A 15,033-nucleotide genomic window follows, 5' to 3' on the forward strand; every position below is an offset into this window, starting at 1 on the left:
GTGAGCGGTGCGCGGTTCGCTGCGGCGGTCGGTGGTGGGCGGCGGTGAGCGGTGCGCGGCGGTAAGCAGTGCGCGGCAGTGGTCCGCTGCGGCGGGCAGCGGTGGTCGGCGGTGAGCGGTCGGCTGCGGCGGGCAGTGCGTGGCGGGCGGGCCGTGCGTGGCGGCGGGCAGCGGTCAGGTGGCGAGCGGTGCGTGGTCAGGTGGCGAGCGGTGCGTGGCCAGGAGGCGAGCGGTACGTGGCGGCGAGTGTCGAGCGGCGCTGGCGGCGAGCGCGGCCTGGGGCGGCGGCGAGCGATAGGCAGCGGCGAGCGGTGGCGGCGGAGTGGTGGTGACGGAGCGCGGCCGGTGCGGCTCGTGCGGCCGGGTGTGGGCTGAGCGGCTGGATGTGGACCGAGCGGTCGGGTGTGAGCTGAGCGCGGCCGGCGTCAGCTGAGCGTGGTGTCAGCCGGGGCGGCCTGGGTGGTGTCGCTCGTGCTCAGCCGGAAGTGGCCCGGGTGCCGATCACTCCAGGCCTTGGCCTTGCTGGGCGGTGCGGCTGCCGCGGCGGGCGGCGGAGCGTTGCCAGGTGAAGATGCCGTAGCCGATGATCCCCAGCAGGCCGCCGGACAGGCACGTCCAGACCAGGACGGTGTCGTCGCGCGCGAACAGCAGCACCCCGACCAGCGCCAGCAGCCACAGGGCCGTCCCGACCACGATCGCGGGCACGGGGTCGGCCAGCTTCGGTGGGAGCGGCGGTGGGGGTGGGAGGGGAGTTGCTTCCTGTTCGGCCACGTCGGGCAGGCTACTCGCCCGAAACACGAGTAGGGCACGCTCTGCCTGCTCCGCACGCACGAACCAGGCACGCGAACCGGCACGAACAGGCACGTGAACACGCACGAACCAGGCACGTGCCCCGCACCACCGATCGAGGAGATGAGATGGCCACCGCCGAGACACCACCCGCCGCTCAGAAGCCGCCGGCCCGGTCCAAGCTGGACGGGTTCTTCAAGATCTCCGAACGCGGCTCCTCGGTCGGGCGGGAGGTGCGCGGTGGGCTCGTCACGTTCGTGACCATGGCCTACATCGTCGTGCTGAACCCGCTGATCCTGGGCAGCTTCGCCGCCGACGACCCCTCCGCCAAGGTCGACGTCCTCGGCAACATCCTCACCATCCCGCAGGTCGCGGCGGTGACGGCGCTGGTCGCGGGTGTGATGACGATCCTCTTCGGACTCGTCGCGAACTACCCGTTCGCGCTGGCCACGGGCCTGGGCATCAACTCCTTCGTGGCCGTCACGATCGTGCCGCAGATGTCGTGGCCCGAGGCGATGGGCCTGGTCGTGGTCAACGGCCTGGTGGTGCTGCTCCTGGTCGTCACGGGCGTCCGCACGGCCGTGTTCAACGCGGTGCCGGCGGAGCTCAAGGCGGCCATCGCGGTCGGCATCGGGTTGTTCATCTGCTTCATCGGCCTGGTCGACGCGGGCTTCGTGCGCCGGCTGCCGGACGCGGCGGGCACCACCGTGCCGGTCGGGCTCGGCATCAACGGGTCCATCGCGTCGTGGCCGACGTTCGTCTTCGTGGTCGGCCTGGTGGTCACCGGCATCCTGGTCGCGCGCAAGGTCAAGGGCGCGATCCTGATCGGCGTGCTGGCGGCGACCGTGCTGTCCATCGTGCTGGAGGCGATCGTCAAGGCGGGCCCCTCGCAGGGCACCAACCCGACCGGCTGGAACCTCGGCTACCCCGGCCTGCCGGAGCAGGTGTTCGGGCTGCCCGACCTCTCGCTGCTGGGCGACGTGTCGTTCGGCGCGTGGACGCGGGTGCCCGCGCTGACCGCCGCGCTGCTGGTGTTCACGCTGGTGCTCACGGACTTCTTCGACACCGTCGGCACGATGACCGGCCTCGGCAAGGAAGCCGGCGTCATCGGCAAGGACGGCCAGCTGCCGGGCGTGTCGAAGGCGTTGTTCGTGGACGGCCTGGGCGCGGTCGCGGGCGGTGCGGCGTCCTCGTCGTCCAACACGGTCTTCATCGAATCGGCGTCCGGCATCGCGGAGGGCGCGCGGACCGGCCTGGCGAACGTCGTCACCGGGCTGCTGTTCCTCGGTGCCATGTTCCTCACCCCGCTGTACGCGGTGGTGCCGATCGAGGCGGCGGCGCCCGCGCTGGTCGTCGTCGGCGCGCTGATGATCATGCAGGTGAAGGAGATCGACTTCGCCGACTTCTCCGTCGGCCTGCCCGCGTTCCTCACCATCGTGATCATGCCGTTCACGTACTCGATCGCGAACGGCATCGGCGCGGGCTTCGTCAGCTACGTGGCGTTGCGGGCGCTCACCGGGCGTGCGCGCAGCGTGCACCCGCTGATGTGGGTCGTGGCGGCCGCGTTCGTCGTCTACTTCGCCATCGGACCGATCCAGGCCGCTCTCGCGGGCTGAGACGGGCAACTCCTCTTCGACGGGTGCCGAGATCGTGAGGTATGCTAACTACGTGGAGACCGAGGCTGAAGCGGGACTGGCGAGCCGGCTGAGACTGGCCGTCGTCCGGCTCAACCGGAGGCTCCGCGCGCAGCGGGTGAACTCCGCGATCTCGCTCACCCAGGTGTCCGCGCTGTCGACGCTGCACAAGTGCGGACCCCTGACGCCGGGCGAGCTGGCCGCCAAGGAAGGCGTCCAGCCACCGTCCATGACCAGGGTGATAGCCGCCCTGGAGGAGTACGGGTTCGCCACGCGCCGCCCCCACCCCACCGACGGCCGGCAGGCCATCGTGGAGCTGAGCGAGGCGGGGCTGAGCTACATCAACGAAGAGGTGTCCGCGCGGGAAGCCTGGCTGGACAAGCGGTTGGCCGAGCTGACACCGGAGGACCGGGGCACGTTGTCGCGTGCCGCCGAGATCATCGACAGGATGGCGGGGCAGTAACGAGGTGCCGGCGTACGCGGGTGGTGCAGAGACGGACCAGGTCGAACGCAACCCAGCCGCACCCCCGCCGCGCAAGCGCATGTTCGGCTCGCTCCGCGTGCGCAACTACCGCCTCTACGCCTCCGGTCAGGTCGTCTCGCTCGTCGGGCTGTGGATGCAGCGCGTCGCGCAGGACTGGCTGGTGCTGGAGCTGTCCGACGGCTCGCCGGTCGCCCTCGGCATCGCGGCGGCGCTCCAGTTCGCGCCCACGTTGTTCCTGTCGCTGTGGGCGGGCGTGCTCGCCGACCGGATGGACAAGCGCAAGCTGCTGCTCGTGCTGGAGACCGGTCTCGGGCTCTGCGCGCTGACGCTCGGCCTGCTGGACGTCACCGGGCTGGTCGAGCTGTGGCACGTCTACCTGCTGTGCCTGCTGCTCGGCGCGGTGTCCGCGGTGGAGACGCCCGTGCGGCAGAGCTTCGTGGTCGAGATGGTCGGCCGCGACCAGCTCACCAACGCGGTGGCGTTGAACGCGATGACGTTCAACCTGGCCCGAATGGTCGGACCGGCCGTGGCCGGCGTGATGATCATCTTCGTGGGCACCGGCTGGGTGTTCCTGATCAACGCGATCAGCTTCCTCGGCGTGCTGGCCGGGCTGCTGCTGATGCGTGCCGCCGAACTGCACCGCGGCGACCCCGTGCCGCGCGAGAAGGGCCAGCTGCGGGAAGGGCTGCGGTACGTGCGCAAGCGCGCCGACCTGGTGATCCTGCTGTGCCTGGTGTTCTTCATCAGCACGTTCGGGCTGAACTTCTACGTCACGCTGGCCGTGCTGGCGCGCAACACGTTCGGCGGCGACGCGTCCGCCTACGGCCTGCTCTCGACGCTGCTCGCGGTCGGCACGCTGGCCGGCGCGACGCTGGCGGCCAAGCGCAGCGCGCGCGGCAAGCCGCGGTTGAGGCTGCTGATCCTGGGCGCGCTGGCGTTCGGCGTGCTGGAGGTCGTGGTCGGGTTGATGCCCACGATGTGGCTGGCCGGGCTCGCGCTGATCGGAGTCGGCATCGCCATGATGACGTTCACGACGACCGCCAACGCGACCGTGCAGCTGGCCGTGTCCCCGGCGATGCGCGGCCGGGTCATGGGTCTGTACATGCTGGTGTTCCTGGGCGGCAACCCCGTCGGCGGCCCGGTGATGGGCTGGCTGGCCGAGCACTTCACCGCGCGGGCGCCGCTGGTCGTCGGCGGCGTGGTGTCGATCCTGGCGGCCGTGGTCGGCGGCGTCGTGCTGGCCCGACGGGGTGGCGTGAGGCTGCCGGTGCACCGCCTGGGCCTGCGCCGCCGCGCGCGCGTCTGACAATGGTCCGGTGGTCATCGCAACGGACTGGGTCCGGCTGCTCGTCGTCTGCCTGATCTTCACCGCCGTCGCTGGCGCGGTGCTGTGGTGGGCGAGGTTGGCGTCGCCCCGGCCCGTGGTCCGGGCGGCCGTGCGGGCGACGGCGCAGTTGGCCGCCGTGTCGGCGGTGATCACGGTGGTGTTGGCGTCGTTGCCGCTGACGTCGGCGTTCCTGGTGGTGATGGCGGGCGTGGCGACGGGGACGTCGGCGGCCCGCACGAAGACCGGGCGGCGCGGCGTGTGGGTGGGCGCGGCGATCCTCGGCGGGACGGTGCCCGCGCTGGTGGCGCTTGTGGCGAGCGGTCTGGTGCCGTTGCGGGGGATCGCGCTGGTGCCGGTCGGGGGGATCCTGATCGGTGGGGCGATGACCGCGACCACGTTGTCCGTGCGGCGGACGTTGGACACGTTGCGGGACCGGCACGGCGAGTTCGAGGCGGCGTTGGCGCTGGGGTTCACCGAGCCGGTGGCGGTGCGGGAGCTGGTGCGGGGGCCGGCCGCCGAGGCGTTGATCCCGGCCTTGGACCAGACCCGGACGGTCGGCCTGGTGACGTTGCCCGGTGCGTTCGTCGGGATGCTGCTCGGCGGCGCGCCGGTGTGGCAGGCGGGGGCGTTGCAGCTCGTCGTGCTGCTGGCGCTGCTGGCGGTCGAGGCGGTGGCGATCGCGGTGGTCGTGGAACTCGTCGCGCGCGGGCTGGTGCGCAGGACTGGTGCGGTCGGTGAAGTTAGGCTAACCTAAGCGTCGTCGCTTCGTGGTGGGAGCGGCAGTCAGTTCGGGAACAGACGAGGCCCCGCCTCCCGGTCGTACCACCGGGTGGCGGGGCCTCGTCGTGTCGGCGTGGGCCTGATCGTTCGCTGTCGTGGTGGAAAGTCGGGCGCCCACGGCTGATCGGCGGGCGTTCGGGCTGCTCGTCATCCACGACCGGAGGATGGCGTCGCCTATGGGGGTTGACCACACCTCGGACGTGCGGACCCTGGCAAGATAGGCGCATGGGCACCGAGGAGGACTGGCCGGTCGAGCAGACGTGGTCGCTGCGCAACACGCATTGGCACGCCTACGTGGAGCACACCTCCCTCGACCACGCCTCTCCGCGCGCTGAGCGGCTGGAGCGCACGCCGGAGGAGGTCCTGACCACGCCGGCCGAGGTCGCCGCGTGGTTGGAGGTCAACCTGCGCAGCGCGACCAAGCCCGAGGAGGCCGGGAAGAAGCGCACGAAGGACGAGCGGGACTTCTCCGACTCGAACCGGGTGCACACGTCGCTGGCGTCGGCGGGCGAGAGCATCTACACGGGGGTGAAGGGCATGCTGACCCTGGCGGTCGAGGCGGTGACCCCCGACGAGTGCCGCAGTTCCCACGACGGCGCCGACGTCGCTCCGCTGAAGGCCGGCCGTCGGCGCTGAGTCGGGGATTGGGTCCCTGAGCTGCGGTTATGGGGTGGTGCGGCCTTGGTGGTCGGGGCGTGAAGATCACCCGAACGCGCGAATCGAGCCGGCTCGGGGATCAATGGAAACGCCGAAAGCGTTGCCGGAAGAATGAAGGTGTGGCGCGGGGCCCGGACCAGGCATCGCGCTCGGACAGGAACGGCCAGGGCCACCGGACTGCCCGCCCCCGGGCTGCCCGTGGATGGGAACACCCGCCCGCGGGGGAGGGCTAGGACTGCCGCCCGCGGGGGAGGGGCTAGGACCGCCCCTCGGCCGCTGGAGCCGGACGGACCGCCGGCGCCGGTCCGCGCGGGGAGTCGCACCGCCGGGTTCGGACCGCCGGGCTGCTCCGCGGAGCCGGTCCGCGCCCGCCGCGCCCTAGGACGCGGCAGGCAGCGGCACGGCACGCACCCGCACGGCACGCACCCGTACGGCAGGCACCCGCGCCCGCACGGCGGGCAGCGGCACGGCAGGCGCCCGCACCCGCACAGCAGGCACCCGCACGGCGGGCAGCGGCACCCGGACGGCGGGCAGCGGTACGGCAGGCACGCACCGCACCCGCACGGCACGGGTCAGAGGCCCACGGGCCAGGTGTGGACCGGTTCGCCGGCGTGGGACAGTTCGACGTACCGGCCCAGCATGGCGGTGAGGGCGGTGTCGCGGTCGGCTCCCCGTTCCTCCAGCAGGGCGACCGTCTCGCGTTGCCACTGGGAGCCCGTGCGCCGCGCCAGGCACCGCGCCTCGATCACGCCCAGGTAGCGCTCGCACGCCTCGTCGGACACGCCGCACGCCCGCAGCCCCTCGTGGGCCAGTGGCAACAGCCGCCGCAGGACGAGCTCGTCCGGCGGCACCCAGCCGATCCCCGGCCAGTACAGCTGCGAGCCCATCCCGTGCCGCGACCCGGCGTACAGGTTCTCCTCCGCCGCGTGGAACGACATCTGGCTCCACAAAGGACGTTCCAAAGTGGTCAGTGCCCGTTGCGCGCCGTAGAAGAACGCCGCGTTGGCCATCGTGTCGAGCACCGTCGGCCCGGCCGGCAGGACGCGGTTCTCCACGCGCAGGTGCGGCACGCCGTCCACCACGTCGTACACCGGCCGGTTCCAGCGCCACACGGTCCCGTTGTGCAGCCGCAGCTCCGTCAACGACGGCGTCCCGCCCGCCCCGAGCACGTCCAACGGGTCCTCGTCGCCGGTCTCCGGCAGCAACGCCGGGAAGTACCGCACGTTCTCCTCGAACAAGTCGAAGATCGACGTGATCCACCGCTCGCCGAACCACACCCGCGGCCGGACGCCCTGGTTCTTCAGCTCCTGCGAACGCGTGTCCGTGGCCTGCAGGAACAGTGGTATCCGGGTCTCGTGCCACAACGCCCGCCCGAGCAGGAACGGCGAGTTCGCCGCGATCGCCACCTGCACCCCGGCCAACGCCTGCGCCGCGTTCCAGTGCGCCGCGAAGTCGTCCGGCGCCACCTGCAGGTGCAGCTGCACGGACGTGCAAGCCGCCTCCGGCATGATCGACTCGGCGTAGCTGGACAACCGCTCGCCCGCCCGCCCCGGCAGGGGCGCGCCCTCCATCGACAGCACGACCTCCTCACCGCGCGCGGCGAGGATCTGGTCGTTCAACGTCGTGTACCGGGCCTGCTGCGAGAGCCACCGCCGGTCGAAGTGCTCGTGCCGCAACGTCGGCAGCACCCCGATCATCACGATCGACGTGCCGGCGTCGTGCGCCTTCACGTCCGCCGCCGCGAGCGTGGAGACCAGCTCCCGCTCCAGGTCCAGCGTCTCGTCACCGGCCAGCTCGCGCGGCGGGACGTTGACCTCCAGGTTGTGCTGGCCCAGCTCCAGCGTGAACGACGGGTCGTCGATCTTCTCCAGCACCTCGGAGTTGGCCATCGCGGGCCGACCGGCGCCGTCGACCAGGTTCAGCTCGATCTCCAGCCCCATCTGCTGCCTCGGGAAGGAGAAGCTCTCCTCCACCAGCATGGTTCCCAGCGCGTCCATGCACCGCTGCATGCGCTCGCGGTAGCGCTGGCGGTCCTCTCTGGTGAACGTCCGACTGGACACATCCGTACCCATGCCGCCTCCCAATCGGTAGGGCTGCTCCGGCGGGCTTAGCGGAGGCCAACCGTGACACAGCAACCATCTGCCCGCCAGCGCCCAAATCGGTGCTCTCTGTCACATGGCAGTAACAATCAGCGAGAATGTGCTGGTTGGCGGCTTGCGGCTGCGACATCCGATCTACGAGGGGTGTTCACCTGTTGATAAGTGGCACACTCCTCGGTGTGATCGAGATCGACGACCCGGCGGACCCGCGGCTGGACGACTTCCGGGACCTGTCGACGGCCGACCGGCGGCCCGACCGACCCGGCGGGCGGGGACTGGTCATCGCCGAGGGCGTCGTGGTCGTCGAACGGCTCCTGGACTCGCGCTACCCGGTGCGCGCCCTGCTCGGCGTGCGGCGGAGGGTGGAAGCGCTCGGCGACCTGCCCGCGCCCGCGTACGTCACCTCCGCCGACGTGATGGCCGAGGTGGTCGGGTTCCACCTCAACCGGGGCGTGCTGGCCGCCGCCGACCGGGCGCCCCAGCCGGACGTGGCCGAACTCGTCGCGTCCGCACGGCGGCTCGCGGTGCTCGAAGGCGTCGGCGACCACGAGAACCTGGGCTCGCTGTTCCGCAACGCCGCCGCGCTCGGCATCGACGGCGTGCTGCTCGGCCCGGGGTGCAGCGACCCGCTGTACCGGCGCAGCGTCCGCGTCTCGATGGGTCACGTGCTGCGCGTGCCGTTCGCGTCGATGCCGAACCTGACCGAAGGCTTCGAGCTGCTGCGCCACAACGGTTTCACGGTCGCCGCGCTCACGCCGAGGGCCGGCTCGGCGAACCTCGCCGACGCCGGGCTGCGCGGCCGCAAGGTCGCTGTCCTGCTCGGATCGGAGGGTCCGGGCCTGACCGACGAGGCCATCGCGGCGGCCGACGTCGCGGTCCGGATCCCCATGGCGGAGGGCGTCGACTCCCTGAACGTGGCAACCGCGGGCGCGATCGCCTTCTACGCGATCGCCTGAACGCGCTACGTTCTCCTCCCGAGCAGAGGAGGACGTAGGTGGAACTGCGGGTGCAGGACGGCCGGGCCGTGCTCGCGGGCCGCGACGACGCGGGTGAGCGGGAAGTCGACCCGCACACCCTCCCGCTCGGCGCCGGGCTCGCCGACGCGTTGCACGAGTGGGCGAAGGTGGCCGACGCGGTGACGCGGGCCGACCCGCCCTCCGACGGCGCCGCGAACGCCCTCGTCACCAGGCGGGGACGACAGCTGGCGGGGAGGTTGGCGGCCGAGATGGGCACACCGGTGGAGTACACCGATCCCGTGACGGGTGAGCTGGTGGTCGTGGACGTGCCGCCGGTCGAGGCTGTCGACGAGGCCGAGGGCGACGACGGGGTCGAGACCGAAGAGCCGGAACCCCAGGAGGAAACCCCCTGGGGCACCGGGCTCACGGTCAGCTTCATCGTCGCCGCCGTGGTGACGTTCACCGTCTACACGCTGTCGGTCGGGCTGGGTGAGACCAGCCAGTGGCTCGCGGTGCTGGCGAACGTCCTGGTGGTCGGCGGCATCACCCCGTCGGTGTGGCTGGCGCGGAAGGTGCCGGTGTGGCGGTGGGTCGCGTACGGCGTGGTGGCGGGTGTGCTGGCGGCGTGGTTGTCCTTGCTGCTGACGACCCTCCTGTGACGGGCTAGGCCAAGGAGTCCCGCCACGCGGTGTGCAGCGCGGCGAACCGGCCGCGCCCGCCGATCAGCTCCTCCGGCGTGCCGTCCTCCACCACCCGGCCGCCGTCGAGCACCAGGACCCGGTCGGCGATCAGCACGGTGGACAGCCGGTGGGCGATGATGAACGCCGTCCGCTCGGCCAGGACGGTCTCCAGCGCGCCCTGCACCGCGCGCTCGGTGGGCACGTCCAGGCTGGACGTCGCCTCGTCCAGCACCAGCACCGCCGGATCGGCCAGGAACGCCCGCGCGAACGCCACCATCTGCCGCTGCCCGGCCGAGAGCCGCCCGCCGCGCTTGCGCACGTCGGTGTCGTAGCCCTCGGGCAGCGCCCGGATGAACTCCTCCGCGCCGACCGCCCGGGCCGCCGCCTCGACCTCCTCGCGGGTCGCGGACGGGCGGCCCAGCGCGATGTTGTCCAGCACGGACCCGTCGAACAGGAAGTTCTCCTGCGTCACCATGACCACCGCGCGGCGCAGCTCGGCGTCCGCCACGGACCGGAGGTCGACCCCGTCGAGCCGCACCGAGCCCTCGGCCGGGTCGTAGAACCGGGCCACGAGCTTGGCCAACGTCGACTTGCCCGCGCCGGTCGCGCCGACCAGCGCCACGGTCTGCCCGGCGGGCACGGTCAGGTCGAACGGCGGCAGCACGACGGGGCCGGAGTCCGAGTAGCGGAACTCGACACCGTCGAACCGGACCGAGCCCCGGACGTCGCCCAGGGGCGTCGGCTCCTCGGGCTCGCGGACCTGCGGCTCCTCCTCGAGCAGGCCGGAGATCTTCTCCAACGCGGCGGTCGCCGAGGCGTAGGCGTTGGCGAACATCGCGAGCTGGTCGAACGGGTCGTAGAACCGCCGCACGTACAGCGTGAACGCGGCCAGCACGCCCAGTTCGAGCTGCCCGTTCGCCACCCGGAACGCGCCCCAGGCGAGGATCACCGCCAGGGAGAGGTTGCCGATCACTCGAACGAGTGAGGTGAACGCTGCCATTACGCCCATCGCGTCGGTGTTGGCGTCGCGGAACCGGGCGTTGAGCTCACCCATGATCTTCTCGTTGCGCCGCTCGCGCCGGAACGCCTGCACCGCGCGGATGCCGTTCATGGTCTCCACGAACTGCACGATGATCTTCGCGATCGCGCCGCGCGTGTCGCGGTAGGCCCGGCGGGAACGGCGGCGGAACCACTGGGTGAGCATGATCAGCGGCAGGAAGCCGGACAGCACGACGAGCGCGAGCGGGACGTCCAGGTAGAGCAGGACGACCGAGATGCCCAGCAGGGACAGCATCGAGGTGAAGAAGCCGTCCAAGCCCTCCTCGACCAGGTCCTGGAGGGAGTCGACGTCGCTGGTCAGGCGTGAGATGACCTTGCCGGACGTGTACTTCTCGTGGAACGAGACCGACAGCCGCTGCGCGTGCCGGAAGACGCGTTCGCGCAGGACGAGCAGCACGTCCTGGCCGATCCGGCCGGTCAGGCGGACGAACGACCAGCGCAGCAGCGTGGCGGAGATCGCGGCGGCGACGTAGCCGCCGACGCACCAGGCCAGGGCGTCGGGGCGGCCGTCGAGCGCCGCCGGGATGCCGGTGTCGATGGCCGCCGCGATGAGCAGCGGGCCGGCCAGGTTGACCACGTTCTCCGCGATCACGATCACCAGGGCCAGGATCGCGGCCCTGGTGTGCGGGCGGATCAGCTCGCCGAGCAGCCGGCGGGAGCGGGCCTGGAGCTTGACGCCGGTGGCGTAGTCGACGTCTTCGACGTCCTCGGCGCCCACACCGCGCCAGGCTTCGTCGTCCTGCCGGGGTTCGGTCACGCTCGTCACGCCGCCACCTCCTCATCCTCCATAGTGGACAACAGGTTGCGGTAGTCCTCGTTGTCCGCCAACAGTTGCTTGTGCGTCCCGGTGGCCGCGATCCGGCCGTCCACCAGCATCGCCACCCGGTCCGCCAGCTGCACGGTGCTCGGCCGGTGGGCGACGACGAGCGCCGTGACGCCCTTGAGCACGCGGCGCAGCGCGGCCTCGACCTCGGCCTCGGTGTGCACGTCCAGCGCGGAGAGCGGGTCGTCGAGGACCAGGACGGCCGGGTGGCCGGCGACGGCGCGCGCGAGGGCGAGGCGCTGGCGCTGACCGCCGGACAGGGACAGGCCCTGCTCGCCGATCCGGGTGTCGAGCCCCCACGGGAGGGCGTCGACGAACTCCTCGGCCCGCGCGACCTTCAGGGCTTCGCGGACCCGTTCCTCGCTCACGTCCTTCGCGCCGAGGGCCACGTTCTCGGTGACGCTCGCGGAGAACAGGATCGGCTCCTCGAACGCCGTGCCCACGACCCGCCGGAGGTCGGCGAGGTCGAGGTCGCGCACGTCGACGCCGTCGAGCGTGACCCGGCCTTCCGTGACGTCGGCCAGCCGGGGCACGAGCGCGGTGACGGTGGTCTTGCCGGACCCGGTCGCGCCGACCAGGGCCACGGTCTCACCCGGCCGGATGTCCAGGTCGACGCCGCGCAGCACCTCGTTGTCGGAACCGGGGTGGTGGTAGCGGACGCCCTCGAAGCGGACGTGCCCGCGGACGGGCGCGGCCAGCGGCTTCGGGTCGGCGGGCGTGGTCACGGTGACCGCGGTGTCGGTCACCTCGAAGTACCGCTCCAGGGCGGAGGCGGTCGAGTTCGTCTCCGCCAGCAGCCACCCGATCGAGTCGATCGGCCAGCGCAGGTAGGCGCTCACCGTGACGGCGGCGACGAGCGTGCCGACCGTGACGGTGCCGTTGGCGATGCCGATCGAGCCGAACGCCAGCTGACCGGCGATGCCCAGCTCGGGCAGCACGATCAGCACGGCCCACAGCGCCGCGAAGATCCGCACCTTCGAGACCTCGGTGTCGCGGAGCTCGCGCGCCTGGCGGATGAACCGCTTGGTCAGGTGCGGGCCGCGGCCGAAGGCCTTGAGCACGCGGATGCCCAGGACCGACTCCTCGACCACGGTCGTCAGGTCGCCCGCCTGGTCCTGCGCGCGGCGGGCGACGACCTTGAACTTCGTCTCGAACAGGTAGGACAGCGCGACCAGCGGCAACGTGCTGGCCAGCACGATCAGGCCGAGGACGGGCGACAGCCAGAACAGCACGCCCAGGCCCGCGGCCACGATCAGGGTGTTGACGACCAGGAAGATCACGGCGAAGCCGACGAAGCGCCGGACCTGGGTCAGGTCGGTGGTGGCGCGGGACAGCAGCTGCCCCGACTGGTAGCGGTCGTGGAAGGCCACCTGCAGGTCTTGCAGGTGGTGGTACAGCTCGGCCCGCATCCGCGCCTCGACGTCCGACGCCGGTCCGGCGATCAGCTTGCGGCGGGCGTAGAACAGCGCGGCCTCGGCGCAGCCGAGCAGCACGATGACGCCGACGAGCAGCGGCAACGCGCCCAGGTCGCGGTCGGCGATCGGGCCGTCCACGATTTGTTGGGTGATCAGCGGGATGCCCAGTCCGCACGTCATCGCGAGCAGCGTGGCGGCCATCGCCAGCACGACGGGTGTGCGAACGGGCCTGAGGTACGGCCACAGCCTGCGCAGAGTCGCGGCTGTGGAAGTACGGTCTTCCGACACGAGTCCCCCTCCGGTCCACCATGACGGTACGAAGGTGGACCGACCATCGGCATCCGGTTTTCGTGCCACCGACCCTGCAGGCTGGAGTTAGGTGGAGGTCAAGGGCCGGGCAGTCCAGGGAGGTCAAGGTGGGTGTGAGGTATCTCCGGGCGGAGCCGACGATGGCGTTCCCCCGCGGTCGGTTGTTGGCGGTGAGCGGGGGCAGGCTCTACGTGCTCGCGCCGGACGGGTGGGACGTGGCCAGCGGGCGGCGGCCGGAGGGCGCGCGGCCGATCAGCCGGGAGGAGGCGGAGGACTGGTGCCGGTTCGAGGCGGTCGGGGTCGAGGTGCTCGACGCGGTGCCGCTGCCGGAGTGACCCGGTCCACCAGGAGCGACTCGGTCCACCAGGGGGTGACCCGGTTCGGCGGGGTGGCTACTTCTTGCGGCGGCGCAGGATCGCGGGGGCGGTGAGCAGGCCCGCGAGGCCGTAGCTGGCCCCGGCGAGCAGGACGAGGACCGTCCACCGGTCGCCCACGGACGAGAGCCGGTCCGGCGCGCCGAAGTAGTGCGCGAGGCCCAGGATGACCGGGCCGATCAGGATGATCGGCCACACCGGGCGGATCTTCAGCAGCCACAGGACCGGTCCGGCGAGCAGCGCGCTGAACACCAGCGCGATCGGCAGGCCGATCACGACCAGCAGGATGAACTCGCCCAGGGTCGTCTCGTTCACCACCCGGTCGAGGACGCCGCTGCGGTAGGCCCAGATCCACGCGACGAGCAGCGCGGAACCGGTGACGGCCGACACCACGACGCGCAGGAGCACCTTGAACGCGAAGCCGCCCGCGGTCGGGCGCGAGGGGTGCGGCGTGTCAGTCACGGGCAGCAGTGTGGCCGACCGGGTGCCGCGCTGTCACCGGGGCGGCCAGGACGAAGCCGAGCACGCCGGCGGCGACGGACCCGGCGGGGATCGAGACCCAGACGGTGAGCAGGGTGAGGACGGCGGTGAACGTCACCCCGACGGCGGCGTAGCCGAGCGGGCGGTCCTGGTGGGCGGCCTTGAGGACGGCCCAGGCCACGAGCACGCCGACGACCAGGCTGACCGGCATGGCGAACAGGCCCATGGCCAGGCAGTCCCAGTCCTCGGTCGAGCAGACGGCCCCGGAGGCGATGAGTTCGCGCAGGCCCCACCAGGCCGCGCCCAGACCGGCGCCCAGCGCGGCGCCGACGACCAGTCGTCCCAGCATGGCGGGTGGTTACCCGGATGAGGCGGTGGTCAAGCAGGCCCGTGCGATCACGGCGCGTTCGACGTGGAGGTCCGCCGCGCCCGGCGCACGTCCCCGAGCGACTCGGCGTGCGCCTTGACCGCCGCCAGGGTGTGCTTGATCGAGTCGACGTTGTAGCCGGGCCGGTCCTCGCGCCCGGTGACGCGGGGGCCCAGGAACCGGCGGACGAACCAGTTGCCCACCCGGTACCAGTTCTCCGTCACCACGCACCCGTCGCGGGTCGGCGTGATCACGTACGACCACCGCGCCACCCGGACCGTCAACGGCGACCGCACGTCGAAGGTCAGCAGCCGTTCGGGCTCGCAGGCCACGATCCGGGCGGTGGTCCACCACAGCTTGGCGCCGTTGCGGTTGAAGCCGCGGAACTCGACGCCGACCGCGGGTCCGGTGGCCCCGCGCAGCCACCGGCCGCCGAGGTTCTCCGGGCTGAACCGCCCCATCCGGGGCAGATCGCTCACCAGCGCCCACACCACGCCGGGGGCCGCGGCCACGTCGATGCTGTGCGAAATCGTCGGTTCCACCAGATCCAAGGTAGGAGGAATCGCCGCCGATTACGAGCCGCGATCGGGTGGACACGGTGAGCGAGCTTGCTGCCACACCTCAGGGCGGGTGACGGGGGCCGACCCGGATCACGCGCGTCGCGCCGAGACGGGACCGGACGCGGGAAGGCCCCCGGCAGCGGTGGGCGGATTCCAGGGGTCGTCGCAACACAACTGATCAACTGGCTTAGGTCAGGAGCTTAGCCAAACGCTCGGCTGGGGTGTCCCAGCCGAGCGTTT

16 protein-coding genes are annotated in these 15,033 nt (G+C 71.8%); 8 read left to right on the forward strand and 8 right to left on the reverse strand.

Going from position 1 to position 15,033, the window contains the following annotated elements:
* Nucleotides 1-501: 501 nt before the first annotated feature.
* Nucleotides 502-771: a DUF2530 domain-containing protein gene (locus ABTZ99_RS16735; RefSeq protein WP_498777587.1), complete on the reverse strand. Its 270-nt coding sequence runs from the start codon at nt 769-771 to the stop codon at nt 502-504.
* Between the two features lie 146 nt (nt 772-917).
* Between ABTZ99_RS16735 and ABTZ99_RS16740 the strand changes: the two genes are divergently transcribed.
* The 5 genes from ABTZ99_RS16740 (at nt 918) to ABTZ99_RS16760 (ending at nt 5,650) form a co-directional block, all read left to right on the forward strand.
* Nucleotides 918-2,405, forward strand: coding sequence for an NCS2 family permease (locus ABTZ99_RS16740; protein ID WP_498777585.1), 1,488 nt, complete (start codon nt 918-920; stop codon nt 2,403-2,405).
* Between the two features lie 52 nt (nt 2,406-2,457).
* Nucleotides 2,458-2,886 carry a MarR family winged helix-turn-helix transcriptional regulator gene (locus tag ABTZ99_RS16745; protein WP_230569809.1) on the forward strand — a complete coding sequence of 143 codons (429 nt, stop codon included), beginning with the start codon at nt 2,458-2,460 and terminating at the stop codon, nt 2,884-2,886.
* Nucleotides 2,887-2,890: 4 nt separating this feature from the next.
* The gene (locus ABTZ99_RS16750) at nt 2,891-4,213 is read left to right on the forward strand and encodes an MFS transporter (protein ID WP_499612072.1); all 1,323 of its coding nucleotides are present in this window, start codon (nt 2,891-2,893) and stop codon (nt 4,211-4,213) included.
* Nucleotides 4,214-4,223: 10 nt separating this feature from the next.
* Entirely contained in the window at nt 4,224-4,988 is a 765-nt protein-coding gene (locus ABTZ99_RS16755) for an ABC transporter permease (RefSeq protein ID WP_499612074.1), read from the forward strand.
* 251 nt (nt 4,989-5,239) lie between these two features.
* Nucleotides 5,240-5,650, forward strand: a complete 411-nt coding sequence (locus tag ABTZ99_RS16760) for a hypothetical protein (RefSeq protein ID WP_230569812.1) — start codon at nt 5,240-5,242, stop codon at nt 5,648-5,650.
* A gap of 399 nt (nt 5,651-6,049) precedes the next feature.
* On the opposite strand, the gene ABTZ99_RS16765 is transcribed toward ABTZ99_RS16760, so the two are convergent.
* On the reverse strand, nt 6,050-6,220 hold the full coding sequence (locus tag ABTZ99_RS16765; RefSeq protein WP_499612076.1) for a hypothetical protein: 171 nt from the start codon (nt 6,218-6,220) through the stop codon (nt 6,050-6,052).
* A 23-nt stretch (nt 6,221-6,243) separates the two neighbouring features.
* Nucleotides 6,244-7,743, reverse strand: coding sequence for a glutamate-cysteine ligase family protein (locus tag ABTZ99_RS16770; RefSeq protein ID WP_498777577.1), 1,500 nt, complete (start codon nt 7,741-7,743; stop codon nt 6,244-6,246).
* Between the two features lie 206 nt (nt 7,744-7,949).
* Between ABTZ99_RS16770 and ABTZ99_RS16775 the strand changes: the two genes are divergently transcribed.
* Nucleotides 7,950-8,726, forward strand: a complete 777-nt coding sequence (locus ABTZ99_RS16775) for a TrmH family RNA methyltransferase (protein WP_498777575.1) — start codon at nt 7,950-7,952, stop codon at nt 8,724-8,726.
* Nucleotides 8,727-8,764: 38 nt separating this feature from the next.
* Nucleotides 8,765-9,385, forward strand: coding sequence for a DUF2537 domain-containing protein (locus tag ABTZ99_RS16780; protein WP_499612078.1), 621 nt, complete (start codon nt 8,765-8,767; stop codon nt 9,383-9,385).
* Nucleotides 9,386-9,389: 4 nt separating this feature from the next.
* Here the strand turns inward: ABTZ99_RS16780 and ABTZ99_RS16785 are convergent, their stop codons facing one another.
* Together ABTZ99_RS16785 and ABTZ99_RS16790 are read right to left on the reverse strand one after the other, a co-directional pair.
* Entirely contained in the window at nt 9,390-11,231 is a 1,842-nt protein-coding gene (locus tag ABTZ99_RS16785; protein ID WP_499612079.1) for an ABC transporter ATP-binding protein, read from the reverse strand.
* A complete protein-coding gene (locus tag ABTZ99_RS16790) occupies nt 11,228-12,991 on the reverse strand; it encodes an ABC transporter ATP-binding protein (protein WP_499612081.1) in 1,764 nt (587 codons plus the stop codon). Before ABTZ99_RS16790 ends, ABTZ99_RS16785 begins: the two co-directional genes overlap by 4 nt.
* Nucleotides 12,992-13,125: 134 nt before the next feature.
* On the opposite strand from ABTZ99_RS16790, the gene ABTZ99_RS16795 reads away from it, so the two are divergent.
* Nucleotides 13,126-13,347 carry a hypothetical protein gene (locus tag ABTZ99_RS16795; protein WP_499612083.1) on the forward strand — a complete coding sequence of 74 codons (222 nt, stop codon included), beginning with the start codon at nt 13,126-13,128 and terminating at the stop codon, nt 13,345-13,347.
* A gap of 57 nt (nt 13,348-13,404) precedes the next feature.
* Here ABTZ99_RS16795 and ABTZ99_RS16800 read toward each other — a convergent pair whose 3' ends face one another.
* From ABTZ99_RS16800 to ABTZ99_RS16810, 3 genes are read right to left on the reverse strand one after another with little or no spacing between them, the layout of a single operon-like run.
* A complete protein-coding gene (locus ABTZ99_RS16800; RefSeq protein WP_498777565.1) occupies nt 13,405-13,848 on the reverse strand; it encodes a hypothetical protein in 444 nt (147 codons plus the stop codon).
* Nucleotides 13,841-14,215, reverse strand: a complete 375-nt coding sequence (locus tag ABTZ99_RS16805; RefSeq protein WP_499612085.1) for a hypothetical protein — start codon at nt 14,213-14,215, stop codon at nt 13,841-13,843. The genes ABTZ99_RS16800 and ABTZ99_RS16805 overlap by 8 nt, the downstream gene beginning before the upstream one ends.
* A 47-nt stretch (nt 14,216-14,262) precedes the next feature.
* On the reverse strand, nt 14,263-14,775 hold the full coding sequence (locus tag ABTZ99_RS16810; protein ID WP_499612087.1) for an SRPBCC family protein: 513 nt from the start codon (nt 14,773-14,775) through the stop codon (nt 14,263-14,265).
* Nucleotides 14,776-15,033: the final 258 nt, after the last annotated feature.

Source organism: Actinosynnema sp. NPDC002837 (genome assembly GCF_040295345.1).
GTDB lineage: Bacteria > Actinomycetota > Actinomycetes > Mycobacteriales > Pseudonocardiaceae > Actinosynnema.